16 protein-coding genes are annotated in these 16,564 nt (G+C 32.3%); 8 read left to right on the top strand and 8 right to left on the bottom strand.

Annotated features, from left to right (window positions below; all coding sequences use genetic code 11):
* Positions 1–65: 65 nt before the first annotated feature.
* From H0I32_RS15165 to H0I32_RS15180, 4 genes are all read left to right on the top strand, one after another.
* Positions 66–1,145, top strand: coding sequence for an efflux RND transporter periplasmic adaptor subunit (locus H0I32_RS15165; RefSeq protein WP_179314427.1), 1,080 nt, complete (start codon positions 66–68; stop codon positions 1,143–1,145).
* Between the two features lie 273 nt (positions 1,146–1,418).
* Positions 1,419–4,613 (top strand): efflux RND transporter permease subunit, encoded by a 3,195-nt coding sequence (locus H0I32_RS15170; protein WP_179314428.1) that lies wholly within the window; start codon positions 1,419–1,421, stop codon positions 4,611–4,613.
* A gap of 131 nt (positions 4,614–4,744) precedes the next feature.
* Complete coding sequence (locus H0I32_RS15175; protein WP_179314429.1) at positions 4,745–5,050, top strand: hypothetical protein; 306 nt, start codon at positions 4,745–4,747, stop codon at positions 5,048–5,050.
* Between the two features lie 18 nt (positions 5,051–5,068).
* The gene (locus H0I32_RS15180) at positions 5,069–5,278 is read left to right on the top strand and encodes a DUF2892 domain-containing protein (protein WP_179314430.1); all 210 of its coding nucleotides are present in this window, start codon (positions 5,069–5,071) and stop codon (positions 5,276–5,278) included.
* Between the two features lie 55 nt (positions 5,279–5,333).
* Here H0I32_RS15180 and H0I32_RS15185 read toward each other — a convergent pair whose 3' ends face one another.
* Entirely contained in the window at positions 5,334–7,070 is a 1,737-nt protein-coding gene (locus H0I32_RS15185; protein ID WP_179314431.1) for an alkaline phosphatase D family protein, read from the bottom strand.
* A gap of 194 nt (positions 7,071–7,264) precedes the next feature.
* Between H0I32_RS15185 and H0I32_RS15190 the strand changes: the two genes are divergently transcribed.
* Entirely contained in the window at positions 7,265–7,627 is a 363-nt protein-coding gene (locus H0I32_RS15190; RefSeq protein ID WP_173588686.1) for a DUF4870 domain-containing protein, read from the top strand.
* Between the two features lie 168 nt (positions 7,628–7,795).
* Here the strand turns inward: H0I32_RS15190 and dnaN are convergent, their stop codons facing one another.
* The 6 genes from dnaN to H0I32_RS15220 form a co-directional block, all read right to left on the bottom strand.
* Entirely contained in the window at positions 7,796–8,914 is a 1,119-nt protein-coding gene (gene dnaN, locus H0I32_RS15195; RefSeq protein ID WP_173588687.1) for a DNA polymerase III subunit beta, read from the bottom strand.
* A 129-nt stretch (positions 8,915–9,043) separates the two neighbouring features.
* On the bottom strand, positions 9,044–10,714 hold the full coding sequence (gldG, locus tag H0I32_RS15200; protein WP_179314432.1) for a gliding motility-associated ABC transporter substrate-binding protein GldG: 1,671 nt from the start codon (positions 10,712–10,714) through the stop codon (positions 9,044–9,046).
* On the bottom strand, positions 10,701–11,207 hold the full coding sequence (locus tag H0I32_RS15205; protein WP_179314433.1) for a hypothetical protein: 507 nt from the start codon (positions 11,205–11,207) through the stop codon (positions 10,701–10,703). Before H0I32_RS15205 ends, gldG begins: the two co-directional genes overlap by 14 nt.
* A gap of 1 nt (position 11,208) precedes the next feature.
* Complete coding sequence (gldF, locus tag H0I32_RS15210; RefSeq protein WP_179314434.1) at positions 11,209–11,931, bottom strand: gliding motility-associated ABC transporter permease subunit GldF; 723 nt, start codon at positions 11,929–11,931, stop codon at positions 11,209–11,211.
* Between the two features lie 68 nt (positions 11,932–11,999).
* Positions 12,000–12,296 (bottom strand): putative quinol monooxygenase, encoded by a 297-nt coding sequence (locus H0I32_RS15215; RefSeq protein ID WP_173588691.1) that lies wholly within the window; start codon positions 12,294–12,296, stop codon positions 12,000–12,002.
* Positions 12,297–12,303: 7 nt separating this feature from the next.
* A complete protein-coding gene (locus H0I32_RS15220) occupies positions 12,304–13,140 on the bottom strand; it encodes an S-adenosyl-l-methionine hydroxide adenosyltransferase family protein (protein ID WP_173588692.1) in 837 nt (278 codons plus the stop codon).
* Positions 13,141–13,261: 121 nt separating this feature from the next.
* Here H0I32_RS15220 and H0I32_RS15225 point away from each other — a divergent pair, with 121 nt between their 5' ends.
* The 3 genes from H0I32_RS15225 (at position 13,262) to H0I32_RS15235 (ending at position 15,933) form a co-directional block, all read left to right on the top strand.
* Complete coding sequence (locus H0I32_RS15225; RefSeq protein ID WP_173588693.1) at positions 13,262–14,215, top strand: PhoH family protein; 954 nt, start codon at positions 13,262–13,264, stop codon at positions 14,213–14,215.
* 136 nt (positions 14,216–14,351) lie between these two features.
* A complete protein-coding gene (locus H0I32_RS15230) occupies positions 14,352–14,867 on the top strand; it encodes a hypothetical protein (RefSeq protein WP_173588694.1) in 516 nt (171 codons plus the stop codon).
* A gap of 121 nt (positions 14,868–14,988) precedes the next feature.
* Complete coding sequence (locus tag H0I32_RS15235) at positions 14,989–15,933, top strand: phosphoribosylaminoimidazolesuccinocarboxamide synthase (protein ID WP_173588695.1); 945 nt, start codon at positions 14,989–14,991, stop codon at positions 15,931–15,933.
* A gap of 82 nt (positions 15,934–16,015) precedes the next feature.
* On the opposite strand, the gene H0I32_RS15240 is transcribed toward H0I32_RS15235, so the two are convergent.
* Positions 16,016–16,540 carry a DinB family protein gene (locus tag H0I32_RS15240; protein ID WP_173588696.1) on the bottom strand — a complete coding sequence of 175 codons (525 nt, stop codon included), beginning with the start codon at positions 16,538–16,540 and terminating at the stop codon, positions 16,016–16,018.
* Positions 16,541–16,564 lie beyond the last annotated feature (24 nt).

The raw sequence follows: 16,564 nt of genomic DNA on the forward strand, positions 1-16,564 counted from the left end.
CTCGAGGAGACAGAATGTTGTCTGGTTGAGCGCAGTCGAAACCTAATTAATAAACAAATTACAAAATGAAAAAATATATTTACGTATTAACGCTAGCAGCAACAGCCTTTTTTGTAACAAGTTGTGGCAGCGAAGACAAAAAAGCCGTTGTAGATAATTCACCTGCAATTGTTGTAAAGATAAGCCAGGTAGATACTAATGGAAATAGTCCATTTTTAAGTGTAAGTGGAAAAATTCAAGCTTCAAATAGTGCGGATTTAAGTACTAGAATGATGGGATACGTTAATAAAGTACATGTTAATGTAGGTGATAAAGTAAATAAAGGGCAGTTATTAGTGTCTATAAATAATGCCGATTTACAAGCTAAAAAAGCACAAGTTAATGCTGGGATAACAGAAGCAGCAGCAGCTTTTAATAATGCACAAAAAGATTATAACCGTTTTAAAAATTTGTTTGCAGAAAATAGTGCTTCACAAAAAGAAATGGATGATATGACGGCTAATTTTGAAATGGCAAAAGCACGTTTAGAATCTGCTAATCAGATGAAAAATGAAGTCAATGCACAATTCACTTACAGTAATATTACAGCACCATTTAGCGGAATAGTGACAAGTAAAAATGTAGAAGCTGGTAATATGGCAAATCCAGGTGTGCCTTTAATAAGTATTGAAACCCCTGGGAATTTTGAAGTGATGGCAATGGTGCCTGAAACAGAAATTTCAGAAATTAAAAAAGGAACGACTGTAGATGTTTTGGTAAAATCTATTAACCAAACCATTAAAGGTAAAGTTACAGAAGTAAGTACTTCTGCTAAAAATACAGGAGGTCAATATCTCGTAAAAATAGCTTTAGATAAAACTGAAGTAAATATTTTATCGGGAATGTTTACTACGGTTCAATTTCCTGTAGAAAGAAAATCGAAATCAGAACTGGTATTAGTACCTAGTGAAAGCATTATTACCAATGGGCAGTTAACCGGTTTATATACGGTAAATCAAAGCAATACAGCACTATTACGTTGGTTGCGTTTAGGAAGAACTTACGGAGATCAGGTAGAAGTGTTAGCGGGTTTAAATGCAGGAGAAACTTATATCGTTTCAGCTGAAGGAAAGCTTTATAATGGAGTAAAAATAAATGTTCAGTAGATAGTTTTTAGTCGCAGTTTGCAGTATCCTGCAAGGTTTCTGAAACCTTGTAGGTATAAATAAGAGTAAATCACATAAGAGTAAGCGCGTTAAGGATAGAAGTAGAAATCCTTTTTTTGCTGCCATAAATGGCGAAAAAAGATTGTAACGAATAGCCTGTTAAAACGCCCAAAAAAGATAAAATAATGAAACGAGTAAAACGGATTTTAAAGTTTAAAAAGAAGTCTTATATACGAGTTCCATTTGTCAACTTTTCAAAATAATAAAAGTCAAATGAAAGAAGGTATCGCAGGGAAAATTGCCAAGATCTTTATACAATCTAAGTTAACCGTATTGTTAATGATTGTATTTATGGTTGTTGGCGTGTATAGTTCGTTTTTAATTCCGCGTGAAGAGGAACCACAAATTGATGTGCCCATGGCAGACATTTTTGTTGGTTATCCAGGCGCAAGTCCTACGGAAGTAGAATCAAGAGTCATTAAACCATTAGAGCAATTAATCTCGAATATCAAAGGGGTGGAATATGTGTATTCTACATCGATGAAAGAACAAGGGATGGTGATTGTTCAGTTTTATGTGGGTGAAGATATTGAGCGTTCGTTTGTAAAATTATACAACGAAATCAATAAACACATGGATCAAATGCCAGCAGGTGTAACGTTTCCTTTAGTAAAAACACGTGCTATTGACGATGTGCCGATGTTGGGATTAACCCTATGGAGTGAGAATTACGACGATTACCAATTAAGCCAAATGGCACAAGAGCTTGAGGCGGAAATTAAAAAGGTGAATGACGTTGCTATTACCCATAAAATTGGAGGTCGAAACCGTCAGTTACGTGTGGTTTTAGATAAAGATAAATTAGCATCAAGCGGTTTAGATTTCTTATCAGTTTCAGAAATGATTAAGGCTAATAATAGCCAATTGAGTTCAGGGAGTTTTGATAAAAATGATACGGAGTTTTTAATTAACACAGGGAAGTTTTTAGAAACGGTTACGGATGTTGAAAATTTAGTGGTTGGTGTACAACAAAATCAACCGATTTATTTAAAACAAGTCGCTAAAATTATAGATGGACCAGAAGTGCCACAAAATTATGTGAGTTTAGGCTTCGGTAAAGGGAGTGTAAAATCAGCAGATTATAAATCAGAATATCCCGCAGTTACTATTTCTGTAGCGAAGCGAAAAGGTGCGGATGCAATGAAAATTTCAGAGGTGATTATTGATAAAGTAGATCATTTAAGAAGCACTTTGATCCCCGATGATGTTCATGTAGAAATTACTAGAAACTACGGAGAAACAGCATCTCATAAAGTATCGGAATTACTGTGGCACCTTATCGGTTCTATCTTTGCGGTTACTATTGTGGTAATGTTAGCCATGGGCTGGAGAGGAGGATTGGTCGTGTTTTTATCAGTACCAATTACGTTTGCTTTAACGCTGTTGAGTTATTACATGATGGACTACACATTAAACCGAATTACACTTTTTGCTTTGGTGTTTGTAACAGGAATTGTGGTGGATGACTCGATTATTATTGCAGAAAACATGCATAGGCATTTTAAAATGAAACGCTTGCCATTTAAGCAAGCGGCTTTATATGCGATTAATGAAGTAGGGAACCCAACTATATTAGCCACATTTACAGTAATTGCTTCGGTTTTACCAATGGCTTTTGTTTCAGGATTAATGGGGCCCTATATGGCGCCAATGCCAATAGGAGCATCTATTGCTATGATTTTATCACTATTTGTAGCTTTAACTATTACACCGTATTTAGGTTATATTTTCTTAAGAGAAAAAGAGAAAAAAGGCGCTGAAAATAAACCGGAAGTTGCGATTGAAGAGACACATATTTATAAGATTTATAACAAATTTGAAAGACCGCTTTTAGAAAAGAAAGGAATGCGTTGGTTGTTTTTATTAGGAACTTTTGCGGTACTAATGGGAACTATGGTATTATTTTTCACCAATTCTGTAGCCGTAAAAATGTTACCGTTTGATAATAAGAATGAATTTCAGATTGTGATTGATATGCCAGAAGGATCTACGCTAGAACGTACAGGTGTTGTGGCTCAAGAAATTTCACAATATTTATCTACACGACCAGAAGTAGTGAATTATCAAAACTATGTTGGGACTTCTGCACCAATAACCTTTAACGGTTTGGTACGTCATTACGATTTACGTGGTGGATCTAACATGGCAGATATTCAAGTGAATTTAATTGATAAAGAAGAGCGTACAGCACAGAGTCATGATATTGCTAAGTTATTACGACCAGATATTCAGAAAATAGCATCTAAATACAATGCGAATGTGAAATTGGTAGAAGTACCACCAGGACCACCGGTAATGTCTACAATTGTTGCTGAGGTTTATGGACCTGATTACGATGAGCAAATTAAAGTGGCTAAGCATGTAGAAAATATTCTTAATAATACAGCTGATGTTGTCGATGTAGATTGGATGGTAGAAGCAGACCAAACTGAATATCAATTTGAGATTAATAAAGAAAAAGCAATGTTATATGGCGTAGCACCACAGCAAATTGCTTATACCATGAATATGGCTTTATCTAACAGAGCGATTACTAATTTATATGATGAGGATGCGGTGAGCCAAATAGGCTTGGTGTTAGCTTTAGATGAAAAAGAGAAATCGACGATTACTGATATTTCACAATTAAAAGTGAAGTCTAAGCAAGGGAATTTAGTACCAATCGCGGATTTAGTAACTATTACAGAAGCATCTGCAGCGAAAAGTATTTATCGTAAAAATCAAAAACGTGTCGTTTATGTGATGGCAGACATGGCAGGGGAGTTAGAGAGTCCGGCGTATGCTATTTTAGGAATGGAAGAAAAGTTAAAAGAAATTCCATTGCCACCAGGTTTTGCTATTAACGAAATGTACTTAGGTCAGCCAGAATTTGAAGATGATTATACCGTAAAATGGGATGGAGAATGGCAAATTACTTTGGAAGTATTTAGAGATTTAGGAATTGCCTTTTTAGGAGCCATCATCTTAATCTATATCTTAATTGTAGGTTGGTTTCAAAACTTTAAAGCACCAATTGTAATGATGGTTGCAATTCCATTATCGTTAATTGGAATTATTCTCGGGCATTGGATTATGGGCGCATTTTTTACTGCAACTTCTTTTATTGGTATGATTGCTTTAGCAGGAATTATGGTTAGAAACTCTGTTTTACTGATTGATTTTATAAACCTAAGAACAGCAGAAGGTGTACCATTAAAACAAGCTGCAATTGAAGCAGGAGCTGTGAGAACAACACCAATTCTACTAACCGCAGGAACCGTAGTCATCGGAGCATTCGTTATTCTATTTGATCCGATTTTTCAAGGATTAGCCATTTCATTAATGGGAGGAACGATTGTTTCTACAGTGTTGACATTATTAGTGGTGCCATTAGTGTATTACATGATAGAGAAGAAGAATTATAAATAACAGGTCGTCATTTCGAGTGGTTTTTGAGGTACGAAAAAATTGTATCGAGAATATGTTAATCAAGACTTCTCGATACAATTTTCTATCGAAAATCACTTGAAGTGACGGTAATAACATAATACAAAAACAACATGAAATTAGTCATAGTTACAGCAGTAGAAGAATTTCAAAAAGAGGTTTTGAAATTATTCAAAAAAGCCAATATTCAGAATCTAAGTAGTTCCGATATTGATGGTTATAAAACCGGACCATCTGTAACTATGGCTTCTAGTTGGTTTCCAGGAGAGCAATTTGGCAATGAATCGCGGTTGTTTTTCTCATTTGCAGAAGATGAGAATATTGATGCGTTATTCGATTTATTAAAAGAATTTAATACTAATGTAGAAACTAATAATCCTATTAAAGCGGTTGTGGTTCCTATTGAAAAATCTATTTAAACTTAAAAAAAAGAAAACATGTTAAATACATATTTTAGAGTCATTGTTGGTGTCATGGTATTACTAAGTGTAGTACTTACCGTTTTTGTAAGTCCAAATTGGATGTGGTTCACCGTATTTATTGGCGTAAATTTAATTCAGTCAGCTTTTACCAAATGGTGTTTATTAGAAACCATTCTGGTAAAATTGGGCATAAAAAAAGAAGGCGGTAGTTGTAAGTCTTGCTAACAACGGTTGCCTTCTTTGGTTTATAAAGATAGATTTGGGGCTTCTTTATAATTTATTATACAGTAACTGAGTGTCCACTTTGTGTACTATATGTTTCAGAAAAAACAGTATCAACAAATATCCAATTAGATGTTGCAGAACCTGGGCTGAAAGTTACTTCCATATAACCACGTCTTGCAGAATCAAAATAATTTAAGTCATCAATAAGTATCGTAATGGCTTGTTGAAAACCGGCAACAAAACTCGCTTCAGAACCTAAATAGGTGTCAAAACCAGGAGACGATACTGATGAGGTCGCAAATTCGGTTATTGTAGAGTTTCCGCTATTAGATGTTACTTCATTAGACCATGCATTGTGTGTGTCTCCAGCTAAAACAACTACTTTTTTATCAGCAAAAGCTTCTAATATAATTTCGCGTTCGGCAGGATAACCGTCCCAAGCATCTAAATTATAAGGTAAAACAGTATTTATTCGTGCTAATTCTATTTCTGTAAGTGAAGGGTCATTGGCAAGAACTCTTAGTTTTAATGTTACAAGCTCTTCTAATTGTTGTTGAAAACTAGCCATTGATGTTGCAGAAGCAGATCCTGTTGCTGTTATTTCAGCTATAATAGTTGTTAAAGCCATTAATAATTCAGCAGGGACCATCATTTTCCCCATTAAAACTTGTTGTCCTAATACTTGCCATTCTGCACTGTTACCGCTTACTTCATTTAAAAGCCAGTTTTTCTGAGTGGTTCCTAAAATGGTTCTACTTGTATCTAACCATTCTTGCTGAAATGTAGCAGCATCAAAACCACCCGTAGCATCAAAATAATCGGTAATTACTAATTGTTTATCTCTACCAACTAATCGTGTATCTAACATGACTAAATTAACTAAATCTCCTATTTGGAAACTACGATAGATAATGCTAATATCATTGGTTTTAGCAGGAAGGTATTCGCTATAAGCTTGTAATGCACTTTGTTTTCTAGCTTCAAAAGATCCTTCATCACTTTGGTGATTTTCAGCACCATCTTTATAAGTATCGTTTGATATTTCATGATCATCCCAAACACAGATAAATGGTTTCTTCTGGTGAAGTAACATAAGATTTTCATCACTTCTGTATTGTTTGTATCTCGTTCTGTAATCGTCTAATGAAATTGTTTCATGAGTTGGACTATGCGTTCTTCCTAAGGTTGCTGTATATTCATTTGTACCGTATTCGTTTTCGCCATATTCATAAATATAATCTCCTAGGTGGATCACAATATCTAAGTCAGAATTTGCCATAGAATTATAAACGGTAAATAAACCAGCAGCATAATTAGCACAAGAAGTTACTCCTAATTTAATTTGATTAACATTACCGGTTGGCAAAGTTATAGTCTCACCAATAGGAGACGTACTTTCATCTTCTGTGTTTATAAAACGATAATATAATTTTAAATCGGCATCTAAATTTTGAATTTCAACGGCAGCAGTAAAATCTCTAGAGCTGTCTGTTATTACTTCACCATCTCTTATTATAGTTGTAAAATCTGCATCTGTAGCAATTTGCCAAATCAATGTGATAGACGGTAAATTGGTCGTATAACGTGTCCAAATAATTACTTGTGATTGTGTGGGATCGAAACTAGCGACACCTTCATTGAAGTTTTGATTTGTATACCCTGTGAAATCTATATCTCCACTGGTAAAATCATCATCACTACTACAGCTAATGAAATTTGGAACTAATAAAATTCCTCCAGTTGCTAAGGCTGCATTTTTTATAAAATTTCTTCGGCTAAAATTCTTATTCATATCTATTATAACTTTTGTCGCAAGTTATAATGTAAGGCGGTATAATTATTTTATCTAAGTGTTATATATGTATGTCTTTGATGTTAAACTAATAAGCTAATGTTAAATTAATATTTTAATATTTTAGATTATTCTTAAAGTATTCTGTAACATAATAAATATATGTGCGTCTTATAGTTGTAAAATCATCAATCATGGAATCAAATTATCACACCTTAAAACGAACAGACAATCAATTATTAGTTTTAACACACTTATCTCAACTACTAACTTATGCAACTGTATTTGGAGGTTTTATTGCACCATTAATTCTTTGGGCAACACAAAAAGAACAAGTAGAAGGTATGGATGTGCATGGGAAATCTATTTTAAATTTTCAGATTAGTATTTTCATTTACTCTATAATCAGTATCCCTTTAATCTTTCTATTTGGGTTAGGGATTATAACTTTAATACTTGTTGCAATTTTGGCATTTATTATGCCAATAGTGAACGCTATAAAAGCCAGTAAAGGCGAATTACCATATTATCCATTGTCTTTTATTTTTGTTAGTTAGGAATTTACATAATGGAAGTAAAAAGGCTCGCTATTTAGTGGGCCTTTTTTAATTTATATAATTATTATATTTTTTAATTCTCGTTTCAGTTTATAGCAAAAAAAAACACTCATATAAAATGAGTGTTTAAAATATTATTAAAGAGATTCCTTTTTTTTAAGGAATTTGTTAGCTGTTTAGCATAACTGGCATCACAAGCATTGTAACGTGTTCTCCTTCATCTAAACCATCAATAGGTGTTAAGATTCCGGCTCTGTTTGGTAAGCTCATCTCTAATTGTACATTATCTGCATTAAGGTTATTAATCATCTCAGTTAAGAAACGAGAGTTAAAACCAATTTGCATGTCGTCACCTTGGTAATCACAAGTTAAACGCTCTTCTGCTTTGTTTGAGTAATCGATATCTTCTGCAGAAATATTTAATTCAGCACCAGCAATTTTTAAACGAATTTGGTGTGTTGTTTTGTTAGAGAAAATACTTACACGCTTTACTGAATTTAAAAATTGTGTTCTGTCAATTACTAATTTATTTGGATTTTCTTTAGGGATTACCGCTTCATAGTTTGGATATTTACCATCTATTAAACGACAAATTAATATAGAGTTTTCAAAAGTAAATTTTGCGTTAGAGTCATTGTATTCAACTAAAACATCATCATCACTACCAGATAAAATACCTTTTAATAGATTTAAAGGTTTTTTAGGCATAATGAATTCTGCAGATTCAGTTGCAGTAACATCTGCTCTTGTATATTTAACTAATTTGTGAGCATCAGTAGCAACAAATGTTAAGCTGTCTTGAGAGAATTGAAAAAACACTCCACTCATTACAGGTCTTAAATCATCGTTACCAGCAGCAAAAATAGTTTTGCTAATAGCCGTTGCTAAAATATCTCCTTTTATAGTTGTAGTACTTGCATCTTCAATAGAAACCGCATTAGGAAATTCTGCACCATCAGCATACGCTAAAGCATATTTACCATGATTAGAGCTAATTTCAACCGTATTATTTTCTTCAATAACAAAGGTTAATGGTTGCTCTGGGAATGTCTTTAAGGTATCTAAAAGTAATCTTGCAGGTAAAGCAATGCTACCTTCAGAGTCACTTTCAACATCAATTGTTGCAGACATTGTAGTTTCTAAATCACTAGCCGAAATGGTTAATTTAGATTGGCTTAGTTCAAATAAGAAATTATCTAAAATAGGTAATGTATTGCTGTTATTAATAACACCTCCTAATACTTGAAGCTGTTTTAATAAATAGGTACTTGAAACAATAAATTTCATACTGAATATATGTGTTTAATACTTTTAATTCTTCTTACAAATATATCTTAATAGAAGGGTTTTATAAAACAAACTTATTAACAAATTAATTGAATAAATGTTGTTTTATATAGAATTAATTATAAAGTTTTAAGAGGTGTATTTGCGTTTTCTTAAATAGTTGAAGATGAAACCAAACAACGCTAAAAGTATGAGTGGCAAAGCAATATTAATAAATTGCCATTTTGATTTCCTCTCTTTTATTTTATCGGCATCTAAAAAAGCGATATTAATTTCTTTAGATCTTATGTTTATAAGTCCAGAATCGTCTAAAAGGTAATTGACTGTATTTAGTAAAAACTCTTTGTTACCAAATGATTTTCCTGTCAGTTGATCAAAACCCAATTGTTGAGGTTTATTTCTTAAAACTTCATTTTTTATAACATCTCCATCAGAAATAACAACCATTTTAGTTGCTGTACTTTTAGACTTAAAATTCTTTACTTTAAAAGGTAAAACACGTTGGTCGTAAACAGAAGAAAACTCACCTTCTAAGAGTACCGCTAAATTTTGAGAACCTTGGTTATAGCTTTCTTCGTCTGGCGATTGTGTTACGGCGTCTAATGAAATTGTGGTTGGTGCGCCTTCTAATTTAGATTTTGGTGAACTTTGTAATAAGATCGATTTTTTAATACTATTCTTTAAAGTATCAATTGGACTTGCAAAATCAAATTTCACTAAATTTAAATTCTTAGTAATAGAATGGTTAGGGTTAGATGCTGCTAATGGCGAATATTGCCATTGTAAAGGTTGCATTTGTGCTTGACTGCCTTCGCCAATAGATAACATAATTGGAGCAGAATAGAGGTCTTTTACTAATGTAGGGTTAACTCTTATACCATATTGAAAGAAAAAATCATTGAGGAGTAAATCTTTCATAATAGAAACACCGCGTCCTGCAGCATTGTAAAGACTATCTTTATCCATGGCAACAGCTTCTGTTAACCATAAACTTTTACCACCATTCATTGTGTATTGGTCTAAGACTAGTTTTTCATTTTCAGAAAAAGGGATGCTAGGTTTGGCAGCGATAATTAAGTCGTAATCTTGTAATTTATCTAAAGTGCCTTGCGGATTACTGGCAACACTATCTAAAGTAAATGGAGCTAAATTGTAATAAGGTTTTACGGTTGTTAGAAAATCAGCCATGTAAATATCTTCTAACTCACCATTTCCTTTTAAAATGGCTATTTTCTTAGATTTAGCATTTACAAGTTTGTTAAATCCGTCTGCAAAAGCATATTCTAAAGCTTGAACAGAATTATTAATTTGTTCTTGTAAACCTTGAGTAATGCTTCTTTTTAATAAAGGAATTTTTACTGTTGCTCCTTTGTAACTAGCAAATGCCCATGGAAATATAATATCTTGTGTTACTTTTCCTGTACTATTATCTGTATTGATATAAGGTTCTAATCCGGATTTTGTTAACTCTTCTATATTGCGTTCTCGTGTTGTTTCATCTTCAATAGGGTTGATATAATTGATGAAAATTTGATCAGTTTCAAGTTGAAATTCTTCTATTATCTGACGTACTTCAGTTTGAAGTAATCTAAATTCAGATGAAAAATCGCCTTCCAAAAAGACATCTATAACTAAAGGGGAATCTAAATCGGTAATTAAAGATTTAGAATTATCAGAAAGTGTATAGCGATGGTCTTTCGTTAAGTCAAACCGTTGATATATTGAGCTAGATATTGCATTTACAATGATGAGTCCAATAAGAATAGCAACGATATATAGTATAGATTTATTCTTTTTCATCTTCAGTCTTTTCAAAAGTTATGGCTTCACGATAAGGTTTTAAAGAAATAAGCTTATTATTTTCAAAAATGATTTCTACACATTCTCTATGTTCTGTAAAAGCTCCTGGTTCTATGCCTAATCCATAATTCCATTTATTAGTATCGTGTGCTTTTTTTGCATCATCCCAAGTCAGCCATTCTTCAGGACCTAATAATGTTTTTATTTTCTCTTTTGAAATACCAACTAACGTATCAGATTCAATAGTATAATCAATCATTTCGTAGCGTAAGTTTGGATTTTCTATCCAAGCTTCACTATTAAAATATTTTTGATGGTGATAATTACTTACGATGTTTAGAAGAGGGTAAAACATAAAATAAAAAGCAAAAGGTGTAAGCACTAAACTAATAAGTGCAGTTAACCATTTACGATTATCTACTGTGTTTAAGAATAAAAAAAGCAGTATAAAAACGACGATTAAAAATGTGACTAATAGGGGTGTGATGATCATTTTATTGTTTTTGAATTCTAAGTTTTGTGAATAATAAAAATGCGATTGAAATACTTATAAAATAGATTAAATCTCTAGTATCAATAACACCGCGACTCATACTGTTGTAGTGCGCAGACATACCGATATTTTCCATATAAACAAAGTCGTTTAAAATATTGTAATTAGAAAGACCTTCAAACCCAAAATAAAAGAAGAAACATATAAAAACGGCAATAATAAATGCAACAATCTGATTATCTGAAAGTGTCGAAGCAAATACACCAATTGCAGTGTATGCTCCAACTAAAAATAAAAGTCCAAAGTAAGAACCGATAGTACTTCCCATATCTAAATTTCCTTCAGGATTTCCTAATAATGAAATTGTATAGACATATAAAAACGTAGGAATTAAAGCCATTATTATTAGAGTGAAAGCACCAAAATATTTACCTAAAACAATCTGAAAATGAGAAATAGGTTTGGTTACTAATAACTCTAAAGTACCTTGTTTTTTTTCATCACTAAAGCTACGCATTGTAACTGCTGGTACTAAAAAAATAAGAATCCAAGGTGCCAGTAAAAAGAAAGAACCTAAACTGGCTTGTCCATTATCTAAAATGTTGAATTCTCCTTTAAAAACCCATAAAAATAAGCCGTTGAGTAATAAAAACACCCCAATAACCAAATAGCCAATAGGTGAAGCGAAGAAGGTATTTATTTCTTTTTTTAGTATTGCTAACATAAATTAGTATTCGATCTTAATTATTGTATTTAGACTCAATTATATTTTTAATTAAGTTCTGTGATAGGCTATTTGAGTGATGCAATTTTATCTACACTCCAAGCTTCTGGTTTTGCATTAAACATTGGTTTTATTTTGCTCCAAACGCCTTTAAATAAATCAGAATGCCTATAAGTATTTAAGTCATCATCAGAGTTCCAATAGCTATATGTAAAAAAAATATTGGTATCGTTTTTATCTCGATATAGCTCTAGAAAGTTACAACCTTCAAAATTTCTAATTTTTTCTTTTACTGTTTCAAAATTAGCTAAGAATTCTTCAATTTTAGAAGGTTCAAAACTCATTTTTACAATTCTTACTAACAAAGCTTATTTATTTATTTAAAAAGTTAACGGTTACAGTATCCTTAGTTTTTAAGCCCATTAAAGTGGTTGCACTACCAACAGTGCTATTATTACTTTTATAGACTGCAATTTCTAGATATTGAGAAGAGTTAAATACCGCCATTGCCTTGCCTTCAGCATTACGTATAGAATCTTCACTATCATGATTTAAAATATCACTGTACTTATTTAATATTGTTTTAAACTTATGGTTACGAGCAGAAACTTCATAAGCTCTTCCTTTCTGAATATTTTCAAATAGCTTACGTTTAATATTGGTTACTACATTACCATAATTGTCAATATAAATTACATTTCCAATAATTTGATTTTGTTCGTCATTAACGAAAGGATTTAAGTTTTTAATTGGCTTAATTGTGTTAATAACTTTTCCTATGACTTCTAAAGTTCCACCTCTAGCTATGTGGCATGCCACCTTTACAAAAATATCTAAAACAGGAAAACTTGTTTCTACTCTGTCATGAATATTAATCTCAACAATCTTATCTGGCGTAATATCTGAGCAAATCATACTCATTATACCATTATTAGCACATATAAAGTAATGATCATCTAAAAATACAGCAATGTGTTTGTTTTCAGGACTTAACTCAGAATCTATTCCTATTAAATGAATAGTTCCTTTTGGAAAAGAGCTATAAGCATTTTGTATAATATAAGCGGCTTCACAAGTATTAAAAGGAGATATAGAATGCGAAATATCTACAATGTTAATCTGATCAAGCTCACTATAAATAGCGCCTTTTATGGCACCAGTAGAGTGATCTTTTTGTCCAAAATCAGTCGTTAAAGTGATTATTGCCATAGATTTATTGTTGATATTTTTTTGAGAATTATGATTGTAAAATTGTTAAATTTGTGTGTGTACAATAGAATTACAAAATTAAGAAAAGAAAATATATTAACGCACTAAATAAAGCTCGCTTTTGAATGAACTTATCCTAGAACTCGAAGAAATATCTCCTAAAGAATTTTTCGGAGCCCAAAATGCTAATATTGAACTTTTAAAAAAATATTATCCCAAGCTTAAAATTGTTGCTAGAGGCAATACATTGAAAGCATACGGTGATGAAGATCTTCTTGAAGAATTTGATCGTAGAATGACCATGCTTATGCAACATTTTGGGAAGTATAACAAGATTGATGAGAATGTTATAGAGCGTGTTTTAACCAGCCAAAGTAAAAACGATTATGAATCAACAGCAAAAAGCGGTGAGATTTTAGTTCATGGTGTTGGTGGCAAGTTAATTAAGGCACAAACGGCTAATCAAAGAAAGTTAGTTGATAGCATGTCTAAAAACGATATGGTTTTTGCTATCGGGCCGGCAGGTACAGGTAAGACCTATGTTGGTGTTGCTTTGGCGGTACAAGCTTTGAAAAATAAAGAAGTTAAACGTATAATATTAACACGTCCTGCTGTTGAGGCAGGTGAGAATTTAGGATTTCTTCCCGGTGATTTAAAGGAGAAATTAGATCCATATATGCAGCCTTTGTATGATGCATTACGCGATATGATTCCTCATGAGAAATTAGAAAGTTATATAGAAAAAGGAGTCATTCAAATTGCACCATTAGCTTTTATGCGTGGACGAACATTAGATAATGCTTTTGTAATCTTAGATGAAGGTCAAAATACAACGCATGCTCAGATGAAAATGTTTTTAACTAGAATGGGAAAAAATGCTAAATTTTTATTAACGGGAGATCCTGGACAAGTCGATTTACCGCGTCGTAGCGTATCGGGGTTAAAGGAAGCACTTTTAGTATTGCAAAATATAGAAGGGATTGGCATTATTTATTTAGATGATAAAGATGTCATTCGTCACAAGCTTGTGAAGAAAGTGATTGCGGCTTATAAAAGTATTGAAAATATAGAATAACATTTAAGTGTTTATTAGTTATATCTTTAAGTATTTTGTCTTTTAATTATATAATTTAAAAGAGAAATTATATAAATTCTTAAGTGTAATCTTATATAAATTTGCTGTTACATTAAAAATTTATAAAAAAGGAAAGATGAAAAAAGTATTTTTGATTATAGGATTATCATTAGGATTAAGCCCATTATTTGCTCAGGATGATGAAATAGATTTTAATTCAGACAACTCATGGCTTAAAGCAGGTTTAACAGCTGGAGTACCAGTAAATGATGCAGGTGATGCGTCATCTTTTGCTTTAGGTTTGGATTTGAGAGGACAATACTTGTTTAATCCTAACTTAGGTATTGGTTTGGCTTCAGGTTATACCAATTATTTTGGGAAAGATGGAAATGATGATTTTGGTATTATTCCAGTAGCAGGGTTTATACGTTATTATTTTACACCTAGTGGCCTATTTATAGGTTCTGATGTAGGTTATGGTTTTTTAACAGGTGTAGATGAGAACGAAGGTGGTCTTTATGTTAACCCACAAATTGGTTACCATAATCGTGATTGGAATATTTATGCATATTACCAAAACACCTTTGCAGAGAACGATATAGATATACAATCTGTAGGTATTGGAGCAACTTATAATATTAGGTTTAAATAAATAATCATAAGATTATTTAAATTAAAGAGGGAGAAATTTTATTTCTCCTTTTTTTATGCAGTTTATTGTGTGGAATAAGTAAAGAAATTACATTTGTAGTACATAATTAAATGAAGACTAGATGAACACCATAATAGATACCAATTTCAATTTTCCAAATCAGAAAAGCGTTTATAAAGGAAAAGTAAGAGAAGTTTACAATATAGACGATAAGCAATTAGTAATGGTCGCTACAGATCGTTTAAGTGCTTTTGATGTGGTGATGCCTAAAGGGATTCCGTATAAAGGGCAAATCTTAAATCAGATTGCAACTAAAATGATGAAGGAAACAGAAGATATAGTGCCAAATTGGTTGGTAGCTACTCCAGATCCTAATGTTGCTATAGGTCATTTATGTGAACCGTTTAAGGTTGAAATGGTGATACGTGGTTACATGTCTGGACATGCAGCTAGAGAGTATAAAGCAGGAAAGCGTATACTTTGTGGTATTGCTATGCCAGAAGGAATGAAGGAAAATGATAAATTTCCTGAAGCAATAATTACACCGGCTACAAAAGCAGAAATGGGGGACCATGACGAAGATATTTCTAGAGAAGATATTTTAAAACGTGGTATTGTTTCTGAAGATGATTATATTGTTTTAGAAGATTACACAAGAAAATTATTTCAACGAGGAACAGAAATTGCTGCTAACCGTGGATTAATTTTAGTGGATACTAAATATGAATTTGGTAAAACAAAAGAGGGTAAAATTGTATTAATTGATGAAATTCATACCCCAGATTCTTCACGTTATTTCTATACTGAAGGTTACCAAGAACGTCAAGATAAAGGAGAAGCTCAAAAGCAATTGTCTAAAGAATTTGTAAGACAATGGTTAATTTCTAACGATTTTCAAGGTTTAGAAGGACAAACGGTTCCTTTTATGAGTGACGAATATATTACATCGGTTAGCGAGCGTTATATTGAACTTTATGAAAATATTACAGGAGATACTTTTGTAAAAGCTGATCTTTCAGATATCCAGAAAAGGATAGAAGATAATGTATTGGTGTATTTAAAGTAATTCAATTTATTAGGAATTATAGTTTTCAAAATTGATTTAAACCTGACATATTAATGTCAGGTTTATTTTTTAGGTCAATTTCTTAATAATTAGCCTTTAATATTTCTGTATGATGTTCAACATGATGTGCTGTCCACATAATAATTTCTCGAACGGGCATTTTTCCCATTAAAGGATGTGGTAATACAACAGTATCTAGATTTTCGTCACTGATACGTCTCGTTTTATACTGTAGTTTCTTTTCTTCAGTTTGCAATCTGTTTAAGAGGTATTGCTTGTCTTGAAGTGTAGGAACTTTCATGTTTCTAGATCCTTTAAAAGTTTTACCTTTAGTGTTTTTTAAGCGCTCTTGAGAACGTTTTACAATAGCGTCATAAGACCTAACAGGTCTATTTGCTCTTCCATATTTTAATCGGAGTAAAAACTTAGGTAAACTTAAAGCGTTGTTTAGTGGAACTATACTTTGAAGTAGATGTAATGTTTGTTGTCCTGTTGTCCATTTTCCGTCTGGGCCATGTGTCCAAGATTCGTCAGGCTGTTGCTCTAGCCAACTAATTAATTCTAAGTGTTTTAATTCTATTAAATTGGCAATATCTTCTTTATCCATAAAGGGGAATTTGATAAAGGAATG

The organism is Winogradskyella sp. HaHa_3_26 (genome assembly GCF_019278425.1).
In the GTDB taxonomy this organism is placed as follows: Bacteria; Bacteroidota; Bacteroidia; order Flavobacteriales; family Flavobacteriaceae; genus Winogradskyella; species Winogradskyella undariae.